Here is a 19857-nt window from a genome sequence, read left to right as displayed (position 1 = left end):
GCTCAGGCATACCTTTGCAGAGCGGGGGTCAGGCGAGGAAGCCCCGCAGGAGGGCCGCCGTGCCCGCGCAGTGCTCCCGCGCGATCTCCCGCGCCGCGTCCGCGTCCCGCTCCAGCACCGCCTCCACCAGCGCGGTGTGCTGCCGCTGGGAGTGCTCCAGGTTCCGTACCAGCAGCGGGATGCAGTCCAGCAGGTCGTTGACGCCCGCCCGGACCGCCGCGTACTGCGCCGCCAGGGACGGCGAGCCGCACAGCCCGGCCAGCGTCAGATGCAGCAGGGTGTCCCGGCGCCGGTAGTCCGCGAGCGGCGCGTCACGGGTGTGGTCCAGCGCCCGCCGCAGCCGTACGACACCCTCCCCGGTCAGCCCGTGCGCCGCACACAGACCGGCCGCGCCCACCTCCAGCACCTCGCGGAAGCGCAGCACGTCCTCGATGTCGACCTCGGCCGTGCGGCGCCGCAGCTCGTCCTCGCCGACCCCGTCCGGGCGGCGCAGCACGAACGTGCCGCCGTACCGCCCGCGCCGCGACTCCACGAGCCCCTGGTCGTGCAGCACCCGCAGCACCTCGCGCAGCGTCACCCGGCTGATGCCGAGCCGCTCCGCCAACTCCCGCTCGGAGGGCAGCCGTTCACCGTCCGGGACGAGGCCGAGCCGGACCACCTGGAGGATCTGCTCCAGCGCCTCCTCGAAGCCGTTGCCCGCCCGCACCGGCCGCAGCACCGCGCCCAGCCGGTCGGTCCCCGCTCCGGGCTCCCGCGCCCCCGCATTCCCGGCCATCCGGTCGCGCCCCCTTCCCAAGCAATGGTTCCCCGCCATACCTTATGGCTCCTTGCCGGACCGCGCGCAGCACGTCCCAGGAGGCTCTCCCGTGGCAGACCGCACACCCCCGCTGAGCATCGAGGAACTGCGGGCGCTGGTCGCCGGCGGGGAGATCGACACCGTCGTCCTGGCCTTCCCCGACATGCAGGGGCGGCTCCAGGGCAAGCGGTTCGCCGCCCGCTTCTTCCTCGACGAGGTACTCGACCACGGCACCGAGGGCTGCAACTACCTCCTCGCGGTCGACACCGAGATGAACACCGTCGACGGCTACGAGATGTCCTCCTGGGACCGGGGCTACGGCGACTTCGCGATGCGCCCCGACCCGGCCACGCTGCGCCGCCTGCCCTGGCACCCGGGCAGCGCGCTGCTCATGGCCGACCTCGCCTGGGAGGACGGCACCCCGGTCGTCGCCGCCCCGCGCCAGATCCTGCGCCGCCAACTTGAACGGCTGGCCGGGCTGGGATACACCGCCCAGGCCGGTACCGAGCTGGAGTTCATCCTCTTCAGGGACAGCTACGAGCACGCCTGGGACACCGGGTACCGGGGGCTGACCCCGGCCAACCAGTACAACATCGACTACTCCATCCTCGGCACCGGCCGCGTCGAGCCCCTGCTGCGCCGGCTGCGCAACGAGATGGCGGGCGCGGGCCTCACCGTCGAGTCCGCCAAGGGGGAGTGCAACCCCGGCCAGCACGAGATCGCCTTCCGCTACACCGAGGCCCTGCGCACCTGCGACCAGCACGCGGTGTACAAGACGGGGGCCAAGGAGATCGCCGGCCAGGAGGGGATGGCGCTCACCTTCATGGCGAAGTTCAACGAGAAGGAGGGCAACTCCTGCCACATCCACCTCTCGCTCGCCGACGAGGACGGCCGCAGCGCGATGGCCGAGGGCGACGGCATGTCCGAGGTGATGCGGTACTTCCTGGCCGGACAGCTCGCCGCGCTGCGCGACTTCTCGCTGCTGTACGCGCCGAACATCAACTCCTACAAGCGGTTCCAGCCGGGCTCCTTCGCCCCGACCGCCGTCGCCTGGGGCCACGACAACCGCACCTGCGCCCTGCGCGTCGTCGGCCACGGCCCCTCGCTGCGCTTCGAGAACCGGCTGCCCGGCGGTGACGTCAACCCCTACCTCGCGGTCGCCGGACTCGTCGCCGCCGGGCTGTACGGGGTGGAGCAGCGGCTCGAACTGCCCGAGCCCTGCGCGGGCAACGCCTACATCGCCGAGTACGAGCACGTGCCCACCACACTGCGGGAGGCTGCCCAGCTCTGGGAGACCAGCCCCATCGCCAAGGCCGCCTTCGGCGAGGAGGTGGTCGCCCACTACGCCAACATGGCCCGTGTCGAGCTGGCCGCCTTCGACGCCGCCGTCACCGACTGGGAACTGCGCCGCTCCTTCGAACGCCTGTGAACAGGCCGTCGGCTGTGAACAGCTCACCGTGTGTGAACGCCCGTGAACCCGCGAACACCCGTGAACCCGCGAACACCCGTGAACCTGCGAACACCCGTGAACCTGCGAACACCTGTGAACCCGCGAACACCTGTGAACGCCCGTGAAAGGTGACACCCCCTTGACGGACCCGCACGAACTCCACGTGGTCAACCCGGCCACCGAGGAGACCCTCGCCACCGTCCCCGCCGCGAGCGCCGAGGACATCGCCGCCGCCGTCGCCCGTGCCGTCCCCGCCCAGCGCGCCTGGGCCGCCCTCGCCCCCGCCGACCGCGCCCGGCTGCTCCGCCGCTTCGCCGACACCGTCGACGCGCACACCGACGAACTGGCCCTGCTGGAGGTCCGCGAGGCCGGCCACACCCTCGGCAACGCCCGCTGGGAGGCCGGCAACGCCCGCGACCTGCTGCTCTACGCGGCCGGCGGCGCCGAACGGCTGACCGGCAGCCAGATCCCGGCCCCCGGCGGCTGGAACGTCACCTTCCACGAACCTCTCGGCGTGGTCGGCGTCATCGCCCCCTGGAACTTCCCGATGCCCATCGCCGCCTGGGGCTCCTTCCCGGCGCTCGCCGCGGGCAACGCCGTCGTTCTCAAGCCCGCCGAGACCACCCCGCTCACCGCGCTCCGCCTCGCCGAACTCGCCCTGGAGGCGGGCCTGCCCGAGCACCTCTTCCAGGTGCTCCCCGGCCACGGCCACACCGCCGGACGCGCGCTGGTCGAGCACCCGGACATCGCCAAGATCGTGTTCACCGGCTCCACCCGCACCGGACACGAGGTCGCGGAGCGCTGCGCCCGCCTGCTCAAGCCGGTCACCCTCGAACTCGGCGGCAAGAGCCCCAACATCGTCTTCGCCGACGCCGACCTCAAGGCCGCCCTCGACCCCTTCTCCTTCCTCGACAACGCCGGCCAGGACTGCTGCGCACGCACTCGCGTCCTGGTCCAGCGCGAGGTCTACGACGAGGCCCGCGCCCACCTCGCGGACGCCCTCGCCGCCGTGGTCGTCGGCGACCCGGCCGACGAGAAGACGCAGATGGGCCCGCTGATCTCCCGCGCCCAGCTCGACCGCGTCCGCTCCTACGTCCCCGACGACGCTCCCGCCCTGCGCGGCACCGCCCCCGACGGACCCGGCCACTGGTTCCCGCCGACCGTGCTCACCGACGTGGCCCCCGACAGCCCGGCCGCCCGCGAGGAGATCTTCGGGCCCGTCGCCGTCCTGCTGCCCTTCACCGACGAGCAGGACGCGATCCGGCTCGCCAACGACACCCCCTACGGGCTCTCCGGCTCCATCTGGACCCGCGACCTCGGCCGAGCCCTGCGCGTCTCCGGGGCCGTCCGCGCCGGCAACCTGTCCGTCAACTCCCACTCCAGCGTCCGCTACTGGACCCCGTTCGGCGGCTTCAAGCAGTCCGGACTCGGCCGTGAACTCGGCCCGGACGCCCTGACCGCCTTCACCGAGACCAAGAACGTCTTCCTCAGCACGGAGGGGCACGCCTAAGTGACCGAGATCGAAGCTCCCGTCTGCCGCCGCCTGGTCGGCCGCACCGCCGTCGTCACCGGAGCCGGCAGCGGCATCGGACTGGCCACCGTCCGCAGGCTCGCCGCCGAGGGCGCCCGTGTGGTCTGCGCCGACATCGACGAGACCAGCGGCAAGGCCGCCGCCGAGGAGGTGGGCGGACTGTTCGTGAAGACGGACGTCACCGACCCCGACCAGGTCGAGGCGCTGTTCAAGGCCGCCCACGACACCTACGGCAGCGTCGACATCGCCTTCAACAACGCCGGCATCTCCCCGCCCGACGACGACTCCATCCTGGAGACCGGCCTGGAGGCGTGGAAGCGGGTGCAGGAGGTCAACCTCACCTCCGTCTACCTGTGCTGCAAGGCCGCGCTGCCCTACATGCGGCGCCAGGGCCGGGGTTCCATCATCAACACCGCCTCCTTCGTGGCCCGGATGGGCGCGGCCACCTCCCAGATCTCCTACACCGCCTCCAAGGGCGGGGTGCTCGCCATGTCCCGCGAACTCGGGGTGCAGTTCGCCCGCGAGGGCATCCGGGTCAACGCGCTGTGCCCCGGCCCGGTCGACACCCCGCTGCTCCAGGAGCTGTTCGCCGCCGACCCCGAGCGGGCCGCCCGCCGCCTGGTGCACATCCCGCTGGGCCGGTTCGCGCGGGCCGACGAGATCGCCGCCGCCGTCGCCTTCCTCGCCAGCGACGACGCCTCCTTCGTCAACGCCACCGACTTCCTGGTCGACGGCGGTATCTCCGGCGCGTACGTCACCCCGCTCTAGTCGGCGCGTACCCCACCCCCCTCCCGACGAAAGGTGTACGGTCCCCGTCCCATGCGACAGCTACTCGCCTGGTCCCTCGCCGCGGCCGCCGCCCTCGCGGCCGCGCCGGCCCCCACCGCGGCGGCAGCCGACACCAAGTGCCCTAAGTTGAGCACCAGTTGGTACGGCGACAACCGCGCGCACCTGCAACAGGTCATCGACAGCCACGGCACCTGTTCCGGACACCGCGGCGCGGTCGCCGCGTTCGACTGGGACAACACGATCACCAAGAACGACGTCACCGACGCCACCCTCTCCTGGGCCCTGCGCCACGACGCGCTGCCCCGGCCCGCCCGCTGGAAGGACACCAGCGCCTGGATGACCGACGCCGGGGACCGGGCGCTCACCGCCGCCTGCGGCACCGGCGCGGGCGGCTCCCTGCGCACCTCCGACCGCCCGAAGTGCACCGACGAGATCGTGGAGATCCGGGAGAAGGGCACCACGATGAGCGGCGCCGCCGCCTTCGCGGGCACCTGGAACCACCGGCGCACCGTCCCGCAGTACGCCTGGGTGCCCCAGCTCTTCGCGGGCCGCACCCCCGCCCAGCTCTCCTCGTACGCGGCCGCCGCCCGCACCGAGGCGCTGGCCGCGCCCATCGGCGCCACCCGCACCCTGGGCACCCACACCGTCCCGGCCTACGTCCGCTACTACGACCAGCAGCGTGACCTCATCCGCACCCTCCAGCGGGCCGGATTCCGGGTGTACATCGTCTCGGCCGGCTCCGAACCGGTCACCGAGGTCTGGTCGCGCGGGGTCGGCGTCGACGCCGCGCACACCATCGCCATCCGCTCCGTCCTCGACCACCGCGGCCGCATCACCACCCGCAACGAGGGCTGCGGCGGGACCGGCGTGAACAAGGGCGATGTCATCCCGTACATCGACGGCAAGCGGTGCTGGATCAACCAGGACATCTACGGTATCCGCGGCCCGGCCGCCTGGCAGAAGCAGTCCTGGAAGAACCGGATCGCCTTGGGCGGCGGCGACGCGGACACCGACGTCACCTTCGTCTCCGACGCCACCGGCGCCCACCTGGTCCTCAACCGCAACAAGGCCGAGCTGATGTGCCGGGCCTACGACGACTCCGACGGCCGCTGGGTGATCAACCCGATGTTCATCGAGCCGCTGCCCCGCAGGACCGACCCGTACCCCTGCTCCACCACCGCCTACAACGCCCCGGACGGCCGCCGCACGCCGGTGCTCCGCCCGGACGGCTCGGTGGTCCCGGACCAGGCGGACACGGTCTACTGAGGGGCCGTCAGAGGAACGTGTGCCCCTCACCCCGGTAGGTGGGCACGGTCGCCGTGACCGTGTCCCCCTCCACCAGGTGCAGCACGTCGAACCGCTCGCACAGCTCGCCCGCCTTGGCGTGCCGGAACCACACCTTGTCGCCGATCAGCAGATCGTCGGCGGGCGAGCCCAGCAGCGGGGTCTGCACCTCCCCGGCACCCTCCTGCGGGTCGAAGCGCAGCCCCTGAGGCAGATACGGCACCGGCAGCCGGTCCGGGCCCGCCGCACCCGACGCCGGATAGCCGCCGCCCAGCACCGTCACCGCGCCCACGCCGGGCCGCCGGACCACGGGCAGCGCGAACAGGGCGGCCGGACGGCCCGTGAACGACGTGTAGTTGTCGAACAGCCGGGGCACGTACAGCCCCGAACCGGCCGCGATCTCCGTCACGCAGTCCTCGGCCGCCGTGTGCTGCACACTGCCCGTGCCGCCGCCGTTGACGAACTCCAGCTCCGGCGCCACCGCCCGCACCGCCCGTACGGCCGCCCCGCGCCGCTCGGCCAGCTCCCGCCGGGCCGCCGCCTGCATCAGCCGGACCGCCCGCGAGCGCACCGGACGCCCGGCCACCGCGTCCCCGACCCCGGCCACATGCCCCTCGTACCCCATGATCCCCACCAGCCGGAACCCCGGCCGCCGGGCCACCGACCGGGCCAGCTCGGCCAGTCGGGCGGGGGAGTGCAGCGGGGAGCGGCGGGCGCCCACCCTCACCCGGCCGCCGAACAGCCGCAGCGAGGTGTCCAACTCCAGGCAGACCCGCACCACTTCACGCCCGCCCGCGCGGGAGGCGTCGATCAGGTCGAGCTGGGCCACGTCGTCCACCATCACCGTGACCGAGGCGGCCAGCTTGGGATCGGCGGCCAGCTCGGCGTACCCCGCCCGGTCGGCGGACGGGTAGGCCAGCAGCACGTCGTCGAAGCCGGAGCGCGCCAGCCACAGCGACTCGGCCAGCGTGAACGACATGATCCCGGCGAAGCCCTCCCGCGCCAGCACCCGTTCCAGCAGGGCCCGGCAGCGGACCGACTTGGAGGCGACCCGGATCGGTTTGCCGTTCGCCCGGCGCACGAGATCGGCCGCGTTGGCGTCGAAGGCGGCCAGATCCACGAGGGCGAGCGGGGCTTCGTAGGCGGCGGTGGCCCGGTCGTACCGGGCCCGGTCGGCGGCACGCGCAGTCATGACGGCAGCCTGCCAGACGCGATTACCCGAGGGTAGGGGGATGTTCCGGGCAGATGCCCCGGCGTCCTCGGCCGGTTCCGTCCCGGCGTCCCGGAACCCGTAAAGTGACGCGCACGTACGGCGGAAAACACCCGGCCGCAGCGCTGAACCGGGATGCCGGTACAGCCGTACGGGTATGCGTGCCCGGACGGAACTCGTCCGACGGGCCGCGGCCGCCCCGGCAGGGACGGCCCGCGTACGAGCTGTCGGCCCGGTCGCCAGGAAACGGGGGGTGCATGAGCACGGAAGCGCGCCGCGCCCCGTTCCCTCCGCGCCCCGCCGACGACCCCGCGCCCGCCGCCGGGGCCGCACCGGACACGCCCCCGGCCGAGGACGAGCCCTCGGTGTTCGCCCCGCGCCGCCCCCGCGAACGGCCCCGTGAGACCAGGCCGCCGGTCCCCGAGGCCCGGCTCACCACGCCTCCGCCGCCCCCGCCGGCCTCCGCCCGCTTCCCCGACGCCCCGCCGGCCCGCACCCCGGCCGAGACGCCCACGGAGACCACCGCCCGGCTGCGGCCCGTGCCGCCCGCCGCCCCGGTGCCGCCCCCGCCCGCCTGGAGCCCGGCGCCCGCGCCCGACCCCGCTCTCTCCTGGAACGCCCCCTGGCCGGTCGGCGCGTTCGGCCAGCCCGAGCCGTACGAGGAACCCGTGCGCGGCCTCGGCCCGCTGGCCCGGCTGCGCACCCGCACCGGTGTCACCGCCGTCTGCGTCGTGCTCGGGCTCGGCCTCATCGGCGGTGCGCTGGCCGGGAGTTGGCTCACCGGCGAGGACGGCGACCGCGCCGCCGACAGCGGGTTCACGGCCGCCGGGGCGCTCTGGCACAACGTGCCCGTCGACCAGCTCTTCCCGCCCACCGTGAAGGGCACCGGCGCCGGTCCCGGCGGAGCCGACCGGAGCTGGACCAGGATCGCCGTGGCCCCCGACACCGGGTGCGCGGGAGCCTTCGACCCCCTGCTGGCGCGCGCCCTCGCCCCCGTCGGCTGCGCCCGCCTGCTGCGCGCCACGTACATGGACGCCACCGAGACCCATGTCACCACCGTGGGCCTGCTGTTCACCAAGGCCGACCCCGCCGCGATGGCCGGGCTCGCCGCACGCTTCCGCACCGAGCGCCTGGACCGGCGCACCGACCTGCTGCCCCTGCCGTACGCCGCCAAGGGCACCCCCGCCGCCGGGTTCGGCGCAAAGCAGCGCGCGAGCTGGACGGTCAGCGTCCTCACCGACGCCCCCATCGTCGCCTTCGCCGTCTCCGGCTGGGCCGACGGCCGCACCGTCGACACCCCGCAGCCCGCCCCGGACGCCGTACGCTCCGGCGCCACCTCCGCACCCGCGCAGGCCGGACTCGGCAACGAGGCCCAGGGACTCGCCGACCGCATCCAGCGCAAGCTCCGCCAGACCGTCAGCCCGGCCACGGAGACACCGTCATGAGGCGCCGCACCCGCACCGCGTCCAGCCTGCTGCTCGCGGCCGGCCTCGCCCTGCTCCCGGCCACCGCCGCCCACGCCGACTCCATCCGCGCCCAGCAGTGGGGGCTGTCCGCGCTCCACCTCGACCAGGCGTGGCGCACCACCCAGGGGCAGGGTGTCACCGTGGCCGTGCTCGACACCGGCGTGGAGGACGACCACCCCGACCTCGCGGGCAACGTCCTGCCCGGCAGGGACATGGTCGGCTTCGGCGCCGGACCAGGTGACCGCGCCTGGGCCCGGCACGGCACCGCCATGGCCGGGATCATCGCCGGTCACGGGCACGGGCCGGGCGGCGATGCCGGGATCATGGGCGTCGCGCCCAAGGCCAAGATCCTCCCCGTACGGGTCATCCTGGAGGACAAGGACCCCGCCCGCTCCAAGGCCCGCGTCACCCGGGGCAACGCCCTCGCGGACGGCATCCGCTGGGCCGCCGACCACGGCGCCGACGTCATCAACCTCTCCCTCGGCGACGACTCCGACTCCGCGCACCCCGAGGCCGGCGAGGACGAGGCCGTGCAGTACGCCCTCGGCAAGGGCGTCGTGGTGGTCGCCTCCGCGGGCAACGGCGGCGACAAGGGCGACCACGTCTCCTACCCGGCCGCCTACCCCGGCGTCATCGCGGTCACGGCGGTCGACCGCTACGGCACCCGCGCCTCCTTCTCCACCCGCCGCTGGTACGCCGCCGTCAGCGCGCCCGGTGTCGACGTCGTCATCGCCGACCCCGACCACCGCTACTACGAGGGCTGGGGCACCTCGGCCGCCTCCGCCTTCGTCTCCGGCGCGGCGGCCCTGCTCAAGGCCGACCGCCCGAAGCTGACCCCGGCCCAGATCAAGAAGGTGCTGGAGGACACCGCGCGGGACGCCCCCACGGGCGGCCGCGACGACTCCCGGGGCTTCGGCATGATCGACCCGGCCGCCGCCCTGAAGGCCGCCCCGGACCTCAAGCCGGAGAACCCGCACCCCGCCACCTACGGCAAGAAGTACTTCGGCCCCGGCCCCGACACCCCCCACTCCGGCACCTCCGGCCCCGGCTGGCCCGCCTGGCTCGCGGGCACCACCGGCACCGCGCTCCTGATCGCGGCCGCCACCCTGATCCGCCGCAACCGCCGGCCGGGCACGCCGGGCTGATCACACGGGGGCCGCGCGCCCGCCGCCGCTCACCGCCACCGGCCGGCCTGCCGGCTGACGCCGGCCGGTCGCGCCGAGGGCGCGTCTGCGCAGGTACGACGAGCGGCCCCACCGCTGCTCGCCGGGGAGCGGGACTCCCGCGCGCCTGCCGCACACCGCGATCGCCCCCGCCGCCCTCAGCCGGCCGGCCTCGGCGCGCCCCCGGTTGCCCTGTGGTGCCGGCGGCTGATCAGGCCGGGTCGGTGAACGCCCGTACCGCCGCGCATGCCGCCCTCTCCACCAGCGCCACCCCCTCCGTACGGCCGGCCGTGCCCTCGGTGAGGACCGCCAGGAGGCGGGCGCCGTCCGGGCCGGACGCCCGGCCGATGCTGTGGACGACCCAGCGGCCGGTCGCGTCGCGGGGGAACCAGCCGTTCTTCAGGGCGCCGGGGCCCACCGCGGAGACGCCCCACCGCTGCTCCGGGACCACCGAGGCCATCAGCGCGGCCAGATACGCGCGCGAGGCCGGGGCCAGGACGGAGGAGGGGGTGAACACGTGCTGGAGCAGCGTCAGTTGGTCCTGCGCGGTGGTCCGGGTGAGGCCCCAGTAGCCGCCCGTGCCGCCCACCGTCGCGGTGAGGCCGAGGCGGCGGTGGGCCGCGTCCAGGCCGGGGGCGCCGCCGATGCCGTGCCAGAGGGCGGTCGCGGAGTCGTTGTCGCTGCGGCAGATCATCCGCGCTGCCCGCTCCCGCTCCGCCGCCGTCAGGGCCCGGTCCGCGTCCTGGGCGGCGAGCAGCAGCGCGGCCAGGATGCCGACCTTGACCACGCTCGCCGCGTCGTACGAGCCGTCGCCGTGCACCGCGCTGCGCCCGGAACCCGGATCGAGCACCCCCACCGACAGCCGGGCCCCCTCGGGCACCTCCACCCTCAGCGGTTCCATCGACGCCTCCCGTCGGCTCGGCCCCGTACCGGCCCCGATAGGGTCGGGACCGTGGCGAACAAGAACATTCCCGACTCCGGGTTCTCCGACGACGACGGCTCCGCCGACCCCCGGCTGAGCGCCGCCCTCACGGCCTGGGCCGAGGACCGCACGGCGCTCGGACCCGTGCTGGAGGCGCTGAAGGGCGCCCGGCTGCTCGTGCCCGTCGTCGCCGTGCTCGGTGAGGCCGAGGTGGACGAGAAGGGGCTGCGCCGGGAGAAGACCAGTGACATGGCCGTTCCCACGCTCAAGGCAGCCGGGCGCACCGCGCTGCCCGCCTTCACCTCCACCGCGTCGCTGGCCCGCTGGGACCCCGCCGCCCGGCCGGTCGCCGTACCGCTGCACCAGGCGCTCCAGGCCGCCGCCCACGAGAAGGCCGACACGGTCGTACTGGACCTCGCCGGTCCGGTGCCGTTCGAGCTGACCGGACCCGCGCTGCTCGCGCTGGCCGAAGGCCGTACCAGCGTGGACCCGCTCACCGACCCGGCCGTGGTGGCCGCCGTCCGCGCGGCCGTCGCCGCCGAGCCCGCCGTGCGCTCCGCCCACCTGGGTCCCGGCGAGGCGGACGGCACCCTCGCGCTCGTCCTCGACCCGGCCGCCGCCCCCGCCCGGGCCGCCCGCGCGGTCGCCGAGCGGCTGGCCGCCGACGAAACGCTGAGGGCCCGCCTGGTGCGCGGCCTCGACCTGGCACTCCTGCCGGCCGGGACCACCCCTCCGGGCGAGCCCTTGTACGTCCGAAGCTGACGACTAGCCGTAGACCGCCCCGGTGTACTTCTCACCGGGGCCCTGGCCGGGCTCGTCCGGGACGAGGGACGCCTCGCGGAAGGCGAGCTGGAGCGACTTCAGGCCGTCCCGCAGCGGGGCCGCGTGGAAGGAGCTGATCTCGGTCGTGCTCGCGTCCAGCAGGCCGGCGAGGGCGCTGATCAGCTTGCGGGCCTCGTCCAGGTCCTTGTACTTCTCGCCCTCCTCGCTCAGCCCGAGCTTCACGGCGGCGGCGCTCATCAGGTTGACGGCGACCGTCACGATCACCTCGACGGCGGGGACCTCGGCGATGTCGCGGGTCATGGCGTCGAAGTCGGGGGTCTCAGGGGAGGTCTCACTCATACCCCACACGATAGGCGCCGGTCCCCGGCGCTTCCCGACCGGACCCCGGCCCGCCCGGCCGGGAGACACGGGATTAGCGGTGGCGTGCCGCTCCTGCTAACCTGGTGTAACGACCGGCCGGACGAGTACGCCCACGCGGCGAGCACTCCGGCCCACAAGTGGAGGCTTCGAGCTCCCACCCGACCACCCTCACGGGCGGCGGGTCACCGGTCAGACGGATTCGTCGCCCAGGCGTCGGACACCGTCCGAGAGCGCGCCCCGCGACCATCGCGGCGGTGTTCCGGTAGTTCGAGGAGCCCCGCCTGTGATCGTCCGGGGCATTTTTTGTGCTTCGGCGCGGTTAGGTCTTACTGATACAGACGTTACGCGGCTGTCCGCCAGACCGTCGCGTGGTGCTACCGAGGAGGATCCATCAGCGCCGAGCCCCGCATCAACGACCGGATTCGCGTTCCCGAGGTGCGACTTGTCGGTCCCAGTGGCGAGCAGGTGGGCATCGTCCCCCTGGCCAAGGCACTGGAGCTTGCGCAGGAGTACGACCTGGACCTGGTCGAGGTCGCGGCGAACGCCCGTCCGCCCGTGTGCAAGCTCATGGACTACGGGAAGTTCAAGTACGAGTCGGCCATGAAGGCCCGTGAGGCGCGCAAGAACCAGGCGCACACGGTCATCAAGGAGATGAAGCTCCGGCCGAAGATCGACCCGCACGACTACGACACCAAGAAGGGTCACGTCGTCCGGTTCCTCAAGCAGGGCGACAAGGTCAAGATCACGATCATGTTCCGTGGCCGTGAGCAGTCCCGCCCCGAGCTGGGCTACCGACTGCTCCAGCGTCTCGCGGAGGATGTCCAGGACCTCGGGTTCGTCGAGTCGAACCCGAAGCAGGACGGCCGAAACATGATCATGGTCCTCGGTCCGCACAAGAAGAAGACCGAGGCGATGGCCGAGGCCCGCCAGGCGCAGGAGGCCCGCAAGGCCGACGCGAAGGCCAACCCCGGCCGCTCGCAGAACGCCGCGGAGAACGACGGCATCGTGGAGGACGCGATCGCCGAGGCCCCTGCCGAGGCTCCCGCCGAGGCGTGATCCCGAGGGACGCGAGTCCCGACGGAACCAACCGATAAGAGAGCGACGCTCCACCGTGCCCGGTTTCACGACCGGGCACCGGAGCGCCACCGACGAGGAGAGAACGGCGCTATGCCGAAGAACAAGTCGCACAGCGGTGCCAGCAAGCGCTTCAAGGTCACCGGCTCCGGCAAGGTGCTCCGTGAGCGCGCCGGCAAGCGCCACCTGCTCGAGCACAAGTCGTCCCGCGTGACGCGCCGCCTCACCGGCACCGCCGAGATGGCTCCGGGCGACGCCGCGAAGATCAAGAAGCTTCTCGGCAAGTGACGTCGCGGCGCCCCTAGCGCGCCGTACGTCGACACCGGGACCCAATCGTTTTCGGGTCGTGTGAGTCCGAGTCCACTCACCGGCCCCGCTACAAGGAGTTAACAAGTGGCACGCGTCAAGCGGGCAGTCAACGCCCACAAGAAGCGCCGGGCGATCCTCGAGCAGGCTTCCGGCTACCGTGGTCAGCGCTCGCGCCTGTACCGCAAGGCCAAGGAGCAGGTCACCCACTCGCTGGTCTACAACTACAACGACCGCAAGAAGCGCAAGGGTGACTTCCGTCAGCTCTGGATCCAGCGGATCAACGCCGCTGCCCGCGCCAACGGCATCACCTACAACCGCTTCATCCAGGGTCTGAAGGCCGCGAACATCGAGGTCGACCGCAAGATCCTGGCCGAGCTGGCCGTCAACGACGGCACCGCGTTCGCGGCGCTCGTCGAGGTCGCCCAGAAGGCGCTCCCGGCGGACGTGAACGCGCCGAAGGCCGCGTGACGCTGCGCTGGCTTTGAGCCGGTTGTTTCCAGGACCCGCAGGCTATTTTGCTTGCGGGTCCTGTTGTTGGGGCGGGCGGTGCGTGTGCCGTCGGGTGCGGGTCCCTCGTGGCTGGTCGCGCAGTTCCCCGCGCCCCTGAACGACACCGCTTGCTGTTGGGATTCGGTTGAAGGTGATGAGGAACATGGGCTCCGGCAACCCTGAGTTGATCTCTCCCCGGTCCGCGCGGGTGAGTGCCGCGCGGCGGCTGGGGAGGCGGAATTTCCGGGGGAAGGAGCGGCTGTTCCTCGCGGAGGGGCCGCAGGCCGTCCGGGAGGCCGCCGGGCACCGGGTGGGGGGCGAGTCCACGCTGGTGGAGCTGTTCGCCACGGTCGAGGCCGCGGAGCGGTACGCCGACATCATCGCCGCGGCACGCGCGGCGGGCGCCCGGGTGCACCTCGCCGACGAGGAGGTCATCGCCGACATCTCCACCACCGTCACCCCGCAGGGTGTCGTCGGCGTCTGCCGCTTCCTGGACACCCCGTTCGAGGACATCCTCGCCGCCCGCCCGAAGCTGGTCGCCGTCCTCGCGCACGTCCGCGACCCCGGCAACGCGGGCACCGTACTGCGCTGCGCGGACGCCGCCGGTGCCGACGCGGTGATCCTCACCGACGCCTCCGTGGACCTGTACAACCCCAAGGCCGTACGCGCCTCCGTCGGCTCCCTGTTCCATCTGCCCGTCGCCATGGGCGTCCCCGTGGAGCAGGCCGTGCAGGGGCTCAAGGACGCCGGGGTGCGCATCCTCGCCGCCGACGGCGCCGGGGACCGCGACCTCGACGAGGAGCTGGACAAGGGCGCCATGGGCGACCCCACCGCCTGGGTGTTCGGCAACGAGGCGTGGGGACTGCCGGAGGAGACCCGCGCCCTGGCCGACGCCGTCGTCAGCGTCCCCATCCACGGCAAGGCCGAGAGCCTGAACCTCGCCACCGCCGCGGCCGTATGCCTCTACGCGTCGGCGCGCGCCCAGCGCGCTACCGGAGGCTGCCGTTCCGTCACCGGGAGCTAGTAGGGTGACCCACTCGGGGGCCCTGCGCAGGCTGAGAGGTGGGGTACGGGGATGAGTGTGGTCGGCACGAGTGCGGCGCCGGACGGGCGGGACGTGCGCGCGTTTCCCGCCGACGCGATCGACCCCGACCAGCTCCCCGACGGGCTCGTCGTCGCCGACGAGCACGGCCGGGTCGTACGGTTCAACGCCGCAGCCGCCCGGATCACCGCCGTCAGCCCCGCCGACGCCCTCGGCCGGCCGCTGGAGAAGGCGCTGCCGCTGGAGGACCTCGAAGGGCGCCGCTGGTGGCAGCTCACCGACCCCTACGGCGGCCTCGCCATCCGGGTCCGCCAGCCCGAGCGGAACCTGCTGCTGCCCGGCGGCCGCGAGGTCCTGGTGGCCGCCCGCTACGTACGCGACGAACCCCTCGGCCCGCTGCGCCGCCTGGTCGTCACCCTCCGGGACACCGAGGCCCGGCGCCGCACCGAGCGCAGCCACGCCGAGCTGATCGCCACCGTCGCGCACGAACTGCGCTCCCCGCTCACCTCCGTGAAGGGGTTCACCGCGACCCTGCTGGCCAAGTGGGAGCGGTTCACCGACGAGCAGAAGCGGCTGATGCTGGAGACCGTGGACGCCGACGCCGACCGGGTCACCCGGCTCATCGCCGAGCTCCTCGACATCTCCCGCATCGACAGCGGCCGGCTGGAGGTGCGCCGCCAGCCCGTCGACACCGCCGCCGCCGTCGGCCGGCACATCCAGGCCCATGTCGCCGCGGGCCAGCCCGCAGACCGCTTCCTGCTCCGCGTCGAGCACCCGCTGCCCGCCCTGTGGGCCGACCCCGACAAGGTCGACCAGGTGCTCAGCAACCTGCTGGAAAACGCGGTGCGCCACGGCGCCGGAACTGTCACGATCGACGTCAGGCCCGCCCCTTCCCCGCGCGAGGGCGAGGAGACAGGCACGTCGGTCACGGTGAGCGACGAGGGGCCCGGCATCCCGGAGGAGTCCATGAACCGCGTCTTCACCCGCTTCTGGCGGGGCAGCAAGCGCGGTGGCACCGGCCTCGGGCTCTACATCGTCAAGGGCATCGTCGAGGCCCACGGCGGCACCATCACGGTCGGCCGCGCCCCCGGCGGCGGCGCGCAGTTCCGATTTACGTTGCCCGTGAGCGCCCCGGCCTACCTGGCCTAGCCGCCCGCGGGCCATTCGCCCAGCCCGTCCCCGTTAGACTCGGCCCTTGGCACCTTTGTGTCCGCACGCGGCCCGCCGGGACCCCTTCGGGCGGTGACGGGACCACCAGCCACCCAATCGGAAGCACGGGAAGAGATGTCGGCACCGAATAAGTCGTACGACCCTGTCGAGGTCGAGGCGTTGAAACCGGAAGAGATCGAGCGTATGCGGGACGAGGCGCTCGCCGCCTTCGGTGCCGCGGACTCCCTCGACGCGCTCCACGAGGCCAAGGTCGCCCACACCGGCCCGGCCTCCCCGCTGTCCCTCGCCAACCGCGAGATCGGCGCCCTGCCCCCGCACGCCAAGGCCGACGCCGGCAAGCGGGTCGGCATGGCCCGCGGCGCGGTCAACAAGGCGCTGGCCGCCCGCCAGGCGGAGCTGGAGGCTGAGCGGGACGCCCGCGTGCTGGTCGAGGAGGACGTCGACGTCACCCTGCCGTACGACCGCGTCCCCGCCGGTGCCCGGCACCCGCTGACCACGCTGTCGGAGCGCATCGAGGACGTCTTCGTGGCCATGGGCTACGAGGTCGCCGAGGGCCCCGAGGCCGAGGCCGAGTGGTTCAACTTCGACGCGCTCAACATCGGCCCCGACCACCCCGCGCGCGGCGAGGCCGACACCTTCTTCGTCCGCGGTGAGAAGGGCGGCACCGAGTCCGGTGTCGTGCTGCGCACCCACACCTCGCCCGTGCAGATCCGCTCCCTGCTGGACCGCGAGCCGCCGGTCTACGTGATCTGCCCCGGCCGCGTGTACCGCACCGACGAGCTGGACGCCACGCACACCCCGGTCTTCCACCAGGTCGAGCTGCTCGCCGTGGACGAGGGCCTGACCATGGCCGACCTCAAGGGCACCCTGGACCACATGGTCCAGGCGCTGTTCGGCCCGGACATGAAGACCCGGCTGCGGCCGAACTTCTTCCCGTTCACCGAGCCGTCCGCCGAGATGGACATGGTGTGTTACGTCTGCCGCGGCGCGTCCGTCGGCAACCCCGACCGGCCCTGCCGCACCTGCTCCAGCGAGGGCTGGATCGAGCTGGGCGGCTGCGGCATGGTCAACCCCAAGGTGCTGACCGCCTGCGGCGTCGACCCGGAGAAGTACAGCGGGTTCGCCTTCGGGTTCGGCATCGAGCGGATGCTGATGTTCCGCCACAACGTCGAAGACATGCGAGACATGGTCGAGGGTGACGTCCGGTTCACCCGGCCGTTCGGGATGGAGATCTGATGCGTGTCCCGCTTTCCTGGCTGCGGGAGTACGTCGACCTGCCGGAGTCCGAGACCGGCCGTGACGTACAGGCCAAGCTCATCGACTCCGGCCTCGAGGTCGAGACCGTCGAGCAGCTCGGCGCCGGCCTGAAGGGTCCCCTCGTCGTCGGCCAGGTGCTGACGATCGAGGAGCTGGAGGGCTTCAAGAAGCCGATCCGCTTCTGCACGGTCGACGTCGGCACCGCCAACGGCACCGGTGAGCCGCAGGAGATCGTCTGCGGCGCCCGGAACTTCGCGGTCGGCGACAAGGTCGTCGTGGTCCTGCCCGGCGCGGTGCTGCCCGGCGACTTCGCCATCGCCGCCCGCAAGACGTACGGCAAGACCTCGCACGGCATGATCTGCTCCACCGACGAGCTGGGCATGGGCGACGACGGCACGCACGGCATCATCGTGCTGCCGCCGGAGACCGAGACCGGCAAGGACGCCATCGAGCTCCTGGAGCTGGTCGACGAGGTCCTGGACATCGCCGTCACCGCCAACCGCGGCGACTGCCTGTCCATCCGCGGCGTCGCCCGTGAGACCGCCATCGCCTACGGCCTGCCGCTGCGCGACCCGGCCCTCATCGACGTGCCCGCGCCGAACGCCTACGGCTACCCGGTGAAGGTCTCCGACCCGATGGGCTGCGACCGCTTCACCGCCCGCACCGTCACCGGGCTCAGCCCCGAGGCGCGGTCCCCGATCTGGCTGCGCCGCCGCCTGCAGAAGGTCGGCATGCGCCCGGTCTCGCTGGCCGTGGACGTCACCAACTACGTGATGATGGAGCTGGGCCAGCCCCTGCACGCCTACGACCGCACCTCGGTCCAGGGCGCCCTCGGGGTCCGCCGCGCCGAGGAGGGCGAGAAGCTGCGCACCCTCGACGGGGTCGAGCGCACGCTGCACGCCGAGGACCTCGTCATCACCGACGAGCGCGGCCCGATCGGCCTGGCCGGTGTCATGGGCGGCGCGAACACGGAGATCGCCGACCACGACGACACCGAGCGCTCAACCTCCGACGTCGTGGTGGAGGCGGCCCACTTCAACGCCGTCTCCGTCGCGCGTACGGCCCGCCGCCACAAGCTGTCCTCGGAGGCGTCCCGCCGCTTCGAGCGCGGGGTCGACCCCGAGGCCGCCGCCGCTGCCGCGCAGCGCACCGTGGACCTGCTGGTGCTGCTCGCGGGCGGCACCGCCGAGGCCGGCGTCACCGAGATCATCGCGCCGTCCGCGCCGCGCACGATCGCACTCCCGGCCGACCACCCGGACAAGGTCGCGGGCGTCACCTACGGCCGCGAGACCGTCGTCCGCCGCCTTCAGGAGATCGGCTGCGATGTTTATGGCCAGGACGAGCTGATCGTCACTGTCCCGTCCTGGCGGCCCGACCTCACCGAGCCGAACGACCTGGCGGAGGAGGTCATCCGGCTGGAGGGCTACGAGAACCTGCCCTCCACGCTGCCCAGGCCCACCTCCGGCCGCGGCCTGACCCACCGGCAGCGGCTGCACCGCCGGATCGGCCGCGCCCTGGCCGGCGCGGGCTACGTCGAGGCGCCGAACTACCCGTTCGTCGCCGAGCAGGTCTTCGACCAGCTCGGTCTCGACGCCGACGACCCGGCCCGCCGCGTGGTCAGGCTGGCCAACCCGCTCAGCGACGAGGAGCCCGCGCTCCGCACCACGCTGCTGCCCGGCCTGCTGGGCGCGCTGCGCCGCAACGACGGCCGGGGCTCGCACGACCTGGCGCTCTTCGAGACCGGCCTGGTCTTCCTGCCGCGCGAGACCACCGCCGTCGCCGGGCACCTGCCGGTCGACCGCCGGCCCACCGACGAGGAGATCGCCCGCCTGGACGCCGCGCTGCCCGAGCAGCCGCGCCACGCGGCCGTCGTCCTCACCGGGGCCCGCGAGCAGGCCGGCTGGTGGGGCAACGGCCGCCCGGCCGACTGGGCGGACGCCGTCGAGGCCGCCCGGACGGTCGCCCGCGAGGCGGGCGCCGAGCTGATCGTGCGCAAGGCCCAGTACGGCCCCTGGCACCCCGGCCGCTGCGCCGAGCTGGCGGTCGTGGTGGACGGCGCCGAGCGCGTCGTCGGCCACGCGGGCGAACTCCACCCGCGCGTGCTCAAGGCCCTCGGACTGCCCGAGCGCACCTCGGCGATGGAGGTCGACGTGGACGCCCTGGAGAAGGCCGGCGACGACACCCCGCAGGCGCCCCGTATCTCGACCTTCCCGGTCGCCACACAGGACGTCGCGCTGGTCGTCGACAAGCCGGTGCCCGCCGCCGACGTCGAGGCCGCGCTGCGCGAGGGCGCGGGCGAACTGCTGGAGTCCATCCGGCTGTTCGACGTCTACGAGAACCCGGAGCAGCTCGGCGAGGGCCGCAAGTCCCTGGCGTACGCGCTGCGCTTCCGGGCCGGCGACCGCACGCTGACCGTGGACGAGGCGTCCGCCGCGCGGGACGCCGCGGTCGCCCTGGCTGGCGAGCGCACGGGCGCGGAGCTGCGCGGCTGACCCCCGCGAGAGCCTGAAGGCACCGGCCGGTCACGGACTCGATCCGTGGCCGGCCGGCGCCGTTCCCGGCGCCCGCCGGGCCGGGTGCCCGGCCGCCGCCGCGCGAACGCGGGCCGGTGGCCGAAGGGCCGTACCGGCGACGCGGTACCGGTTCCGCGCGGCGGCGGGAGTGCGGGGCTCCGCCCGACGCCCGGGGGCGCTCGGCCGGACCGCCGCCTTGTGAGGGGGAGCGGGCGGCCCGGCCCGCCTCTGGTGAGGCGGGGACCCAAG

General features: G+C 73.5%; 18 protein-coding genes. 14 read left to right on the top strand and 4 right to left on the bottom strand.

Annotation, left to right across the window (positions count from 1 at the left end):
• Positions 1 to 28: 28 nt before the first annotated feature.
• On the bottom strand, positions 29 to 775 hold the full coding sequence (locus tag ACZ3HQ_RS26115; protein ID WP_467514504.1) for a FadR/GntR family transcriptional regulator: 747 nt from the start codon (positions 773 to 775) through the stop codon (positions 29 to 31).
• 91 nt (positions 776 to 866) lie between these two features.
• Here ACZ3HQ_RS26115 and ACZ3HQ_RS26110 point away from each other — a divergent pair, with 91 nt between their 5' ends.
• The 4 genes from ACZ3HQ_RS26110 to ACZ3HQ_RS26095 all read left to right on the top strand — a co-directional run bounded on the left by ACZ3HQ_RS26110 (position 867) and on the right by ACZ3HQ_RS26095 (position 5832).
• A complete protein-coding gene (locus ACZ3HQ_RS26110) occupies positions 867 to 2225 on the top strand; it encodes a glutamine synthetase family protein (protein WP_467514502.1) in 1359 nt (452 codons plus the stop codon).
• A gap of 160 nt (positions 2226 to 2385) precedes the next feature.
• Positions 2386 to 3756 carry an aldehyde dehydrogenase family protein gene (locus tag ACZ3HQ_RS26105; protein WP_467514500.1) on the top strand — a complete coding sequence of 457 codons (1371 nt, stop codon included), beginning with the start codon at positions 2386 to 2388 and terminating at the stop codon, positions 3754 to 3756.
• A complete protein-coding gene (locus ACZ3HQ_RS26100) occupies positions 3757 to 4545 on the top strand; it encodes a 3-oxoacyl-ACP reductase (RefSeq protein ID WP_467514499.1) in 789 nt (262 codons plus the stop codon). It abuts the gene before it with no gap.
• 51 nt (positions 4546 to 4596) lie between these two features.
• Positions 4597 to 5832, top strand: coding sequence for an HAD family hydrolase (locus tag ACZ3HQ_RS26095; RefSeq protein WP_467514498.1), 1236 nt, complete (start codon positions 4597 to 4599; stop codon positions 5830 to 5832).
• 7 nt (positions 5833 to 5839) lie between these two features.
• Here ACZ3HQ_RS26095 and ACZ3HQ_RS26090 read toward each other — a convergent pair whose 3' ends face one another.
• Positions 5840 to 7042 carry an amino acid deaminase/aldolase gene (locus ACZ3HQ_RS26090; RefSeq protein ID WP_467514495.1) on the bottom strand — a complete coding sequence of 401 codons (1203 nt, stop codon included), beginning with the start codon at positions 7040 to 7042 and terminating at the stop codon, positions 5840 to 5842.
• A gap of 275 nt (positions 7043 to 7317) precedes the next feature.
• Between ACZ3HQ_RS26090 and ACZ3HQ_RS26085 the strand changes: the two genes are divergently transcribed.
• Together ACZ3HQ_RS26085 and mycP are read left to right on the top strand one after the other, a co-directional pair.
• Positions 7318 to 8505, top strand: coding sequence for a hypothetical protein (locus ACZ3HQ_RS26085; RefSeq protein ID WP_467514493.1), 1188 nt, complete (start codon positions 7318 to 7320; stop codon positions 8503 to 8505).
• Positions 8502 to 9671, top strand: a complete 1170-nt coding sequence (mycP, locus tag ACZ3HQ_RS26080; RefSeq protein ID WP_467514491.1) for a type VII secretion-associated serine protease mycosin — start codon at positions 8502 to 8504, stop codon at positions 9669 to 9671. Before ACZ3HQ_RS26085 ends, mycP begins: the two co-directional genes overlap by 4 nt.
• Before the next feature lie 229 nt (positions 9672 to 9900).
• On the opposite strand, the gene ACZ3HQ_RS26075 is transcribed toward mycP, so the two are convergent.
• Complete coding sequence (locus ACZ3HQ_RS26075) at positions 9901 to 10590, bottom strand: serine hydrolase (protein WP_467514488.1); 690 nt, start codon at positions 10588 to 10590, stop codon at positions 9901 to 9903.
• Between the two features lie 51 nt (positions 10591 to 10641).
• Here ACZ3HQ_RS26075 and ACZ3HQ_RS26070 point away from each other — a divergent pair, with 51 nt between their 5' ends.
• Entirely contained in the window at positions 10642 to 11373 is a 732-nt protein-coding gene (locus tag ACZ3HQ_RS26070; RefSeq protein WP_467514486.1) for an SseB family protein, read from the top strand.
• Positions 11374 to 11376: 3 nt separating this feature from the next.
• Here the strand turns inward: ACZ3HQ_RS26070 and ACZ3HQ_RS26065 are convergent, their stop codons facing one another.
• Positions 11377 to 11733: a DUF1844 domain-containing protein gene (locus tag ACZ3HQ_RS26065; RefSeq protein ID WP_030812829.1), complete on the bottom strand. Its 357-nt coding sequence runs from the start codon at positions 11731 to 11733 to the stop codon at positions 11377 to 11379.
• A 411-nt stretch (positions 11734 to 12144) separates the two neighbouring features.
• On the opposite strand from ACZ3HQ_RS26065, the gene infC reads away from it, so the two are divergent.
• The 7 genes from infC to pheT all read left to right on the top strand — a co-directional run bounded on the left by infC (position 12145) and on the right by pheT (position 19587).
• Positions 12145 to 12810, top strand: coding sequence for a translation initiation factor IF-3 (gene infC, locus ACZ3HQ_RS26060; RefSeq protein WP_467514769.1), 666 nt, complete (start codon positions 12145 to 12147; stop codon positions 12808 to 12810).
• A 111-nt stretch (positions 12811 to 12921) separates the two neighbouring features.
• Entirely contained in the window at positions 12922 to 13116 is a 195-nt protein-coding gene (gene rpmI / locus ACZ3HQ_RS26055) for a 50S ribosomal protein L35 (protein WP_018549118.1), read from the top strand.
• 105 nt (positions 13117 to 13221) lie between these two features.
• Positions 13222 to 13605: a 50S ribosomal protein L20 gene (gene rplT / locus ACZ3HQ_RS26050; RefSeq protein ID WP_030812835.1), complete on the top strand. Its 384-nt coding sequence runs from the start codon at positions 13222 to 13224 to the stop codon at positions 13603 to 13605.
• A gap of 184 nt (positions 13606 to 13789) precedes the next feature.
• Positions 13790 to 14650, top strand: coding sequence for a TrmH family RNA methyltransferase (locus ACZ3HQ_RS26045; RefSeq protein WP_467514485.1), 861 nt, complete (start codon positions 13790 to 13792; stop codon positions 14648 to 14650).
• 51 nt (positions 14651 to 14701) lie between these two features.
• Positions 14702 to 15817 (top strand): sensor histidine kinase, encoded by a 1116-nt coding sequence (locus ACZ3HQ_RS26040; protein WP_467514483.1) that lies wholly within the window; start codon positions 14702 to 14704, stop codon positions 15815 to 15817.
• A gap of 135 nt (positions 15818 to 15952) precedes the next feature.
• Positions 15953 to 17074, top strand: coding sequence for a phenylalanine--tRNA ligase subunit alpha (gene pheS / locus ACZ3HQ_RS26035; protein ID WP_467514481.1), 1122 nt, complete (start codon positions 15953 to 15955; stop codon positions 17072 to 17074).
• On the top strand, positions 17074 to 19587 hold the full coding sequence (gene pheT / locus ACZ3HQ_RS26030; RefSeq protein ID WP_467514479.1) for a phenylalanine--tRNA ligase subunit beta: 2514 nt from the start codon (positions 17074 to 17076) through the stop codon (positions 19585 to 19587). Before pheS ends, pheT begins: the two co-directional genes overlap by 1 nt.
• The last annotated feature ends 270 nt before the right edge of the window (positions 19588 to 19857 follow it).

Source organism: Streptomyces sp. NPDC018263, assembly GCF_055562575.1.
Note: the sequence above shows the minus strand (reverse complement) of the source record. Positions and strands in the feature narration are given on the sequence as shown.

Excerpts from the sequence above, each read along its gene's own strand:
- ACZ3HQ_RS26115 (WP_467514504.1), bottom strand. The coding sequence starts at position 775 with ATGGCCGGGAATGCGGGGGCGCGGGAGCCCGGAGCGGGGACCGACCGG.
- ACZ3HQ_RS26075 (WP_467514488.1), bottom strand. The coding sequence starts at position 10,590 with ATGGAACCGCTGAGGGTGGAGGTGCCCGAGGGGGCCCGGCTGTCGGTG.
- pheS (WP_467514481.1), top strand. The coding sequence starts at position 15,953 with ATGTCGGCACCGAATAAGTCGTACGACCCTGTCGAGGTCGAGGCGTTG.
- ACZ3HQ_RS26095 (WP_467514498.1), top strand. The coding sequence starts at position 4,597 with ATGCGACAGCTACTCGCCTGGTCCCTCGCCGCGGCCGCCGCCCTCGCG.
- ACZ3HQ_RS26065 (WP_030812829.1), bottom strand. The coding sequence starts at position 11,733 with ATGAGTGAGACCTCCCCTGAGACCCCCGACTTCGACGCCATGACCCGC.
- ACZ3HQ_RS26085 (WP_467514493.1), top strand. The coding sequence starts at position 7,318 with ATGAGCACGGAAGCGCGCCGCGCCCCGTTCCCTCCGCGCCCCGCCGAC.
- ACZ3HQ_RS26040 (WP_467514483.1), top strand. The coding sequence starts at position 14,702 with ATGAGTGTGGTCGGCACGAGTGCGGCGCCGGACGGGCGGGACGTGCGC.
- pheT (WP_467514479.1), top strand. The coding sequence starts at position 17,074 with ATGCGTGTCCCGCTTTCCTGGCTGCGGGAGTACGTCGACCTGCCGGAG.
- ACZ3HQ_RS26045 (WP_467514485.1), top strand. The coding sequence starts at position 13,790 with ATGGGCTCCGGCAACCCTGAGTTGATCTCTCCCCGGTCCGCGCGGGTG.
- rpmI (WP_018549118.1), top strand. The coding sequence starts at position 12,922 with ATGCCGAAGAACAAGTCGCACAGCGGTGCCAGCAAGCGCTTCAAGGTC.
- ACZ3HQ_RS26090 (WP_467514495.1), bottom strand. The coding sequence starts at position 7,042 with ATGACTGCGCGTGCCGCCGACCGGGCCCGGTACGACCGGGCCACCGCC.
- mycP (WP_467514491.1), top strand. The coding sequence starts at position 8,502 with ATGAGGCGCCGCACCCGCACCGCGTCCAGCCTGCTGCTCGCGGCCGGC.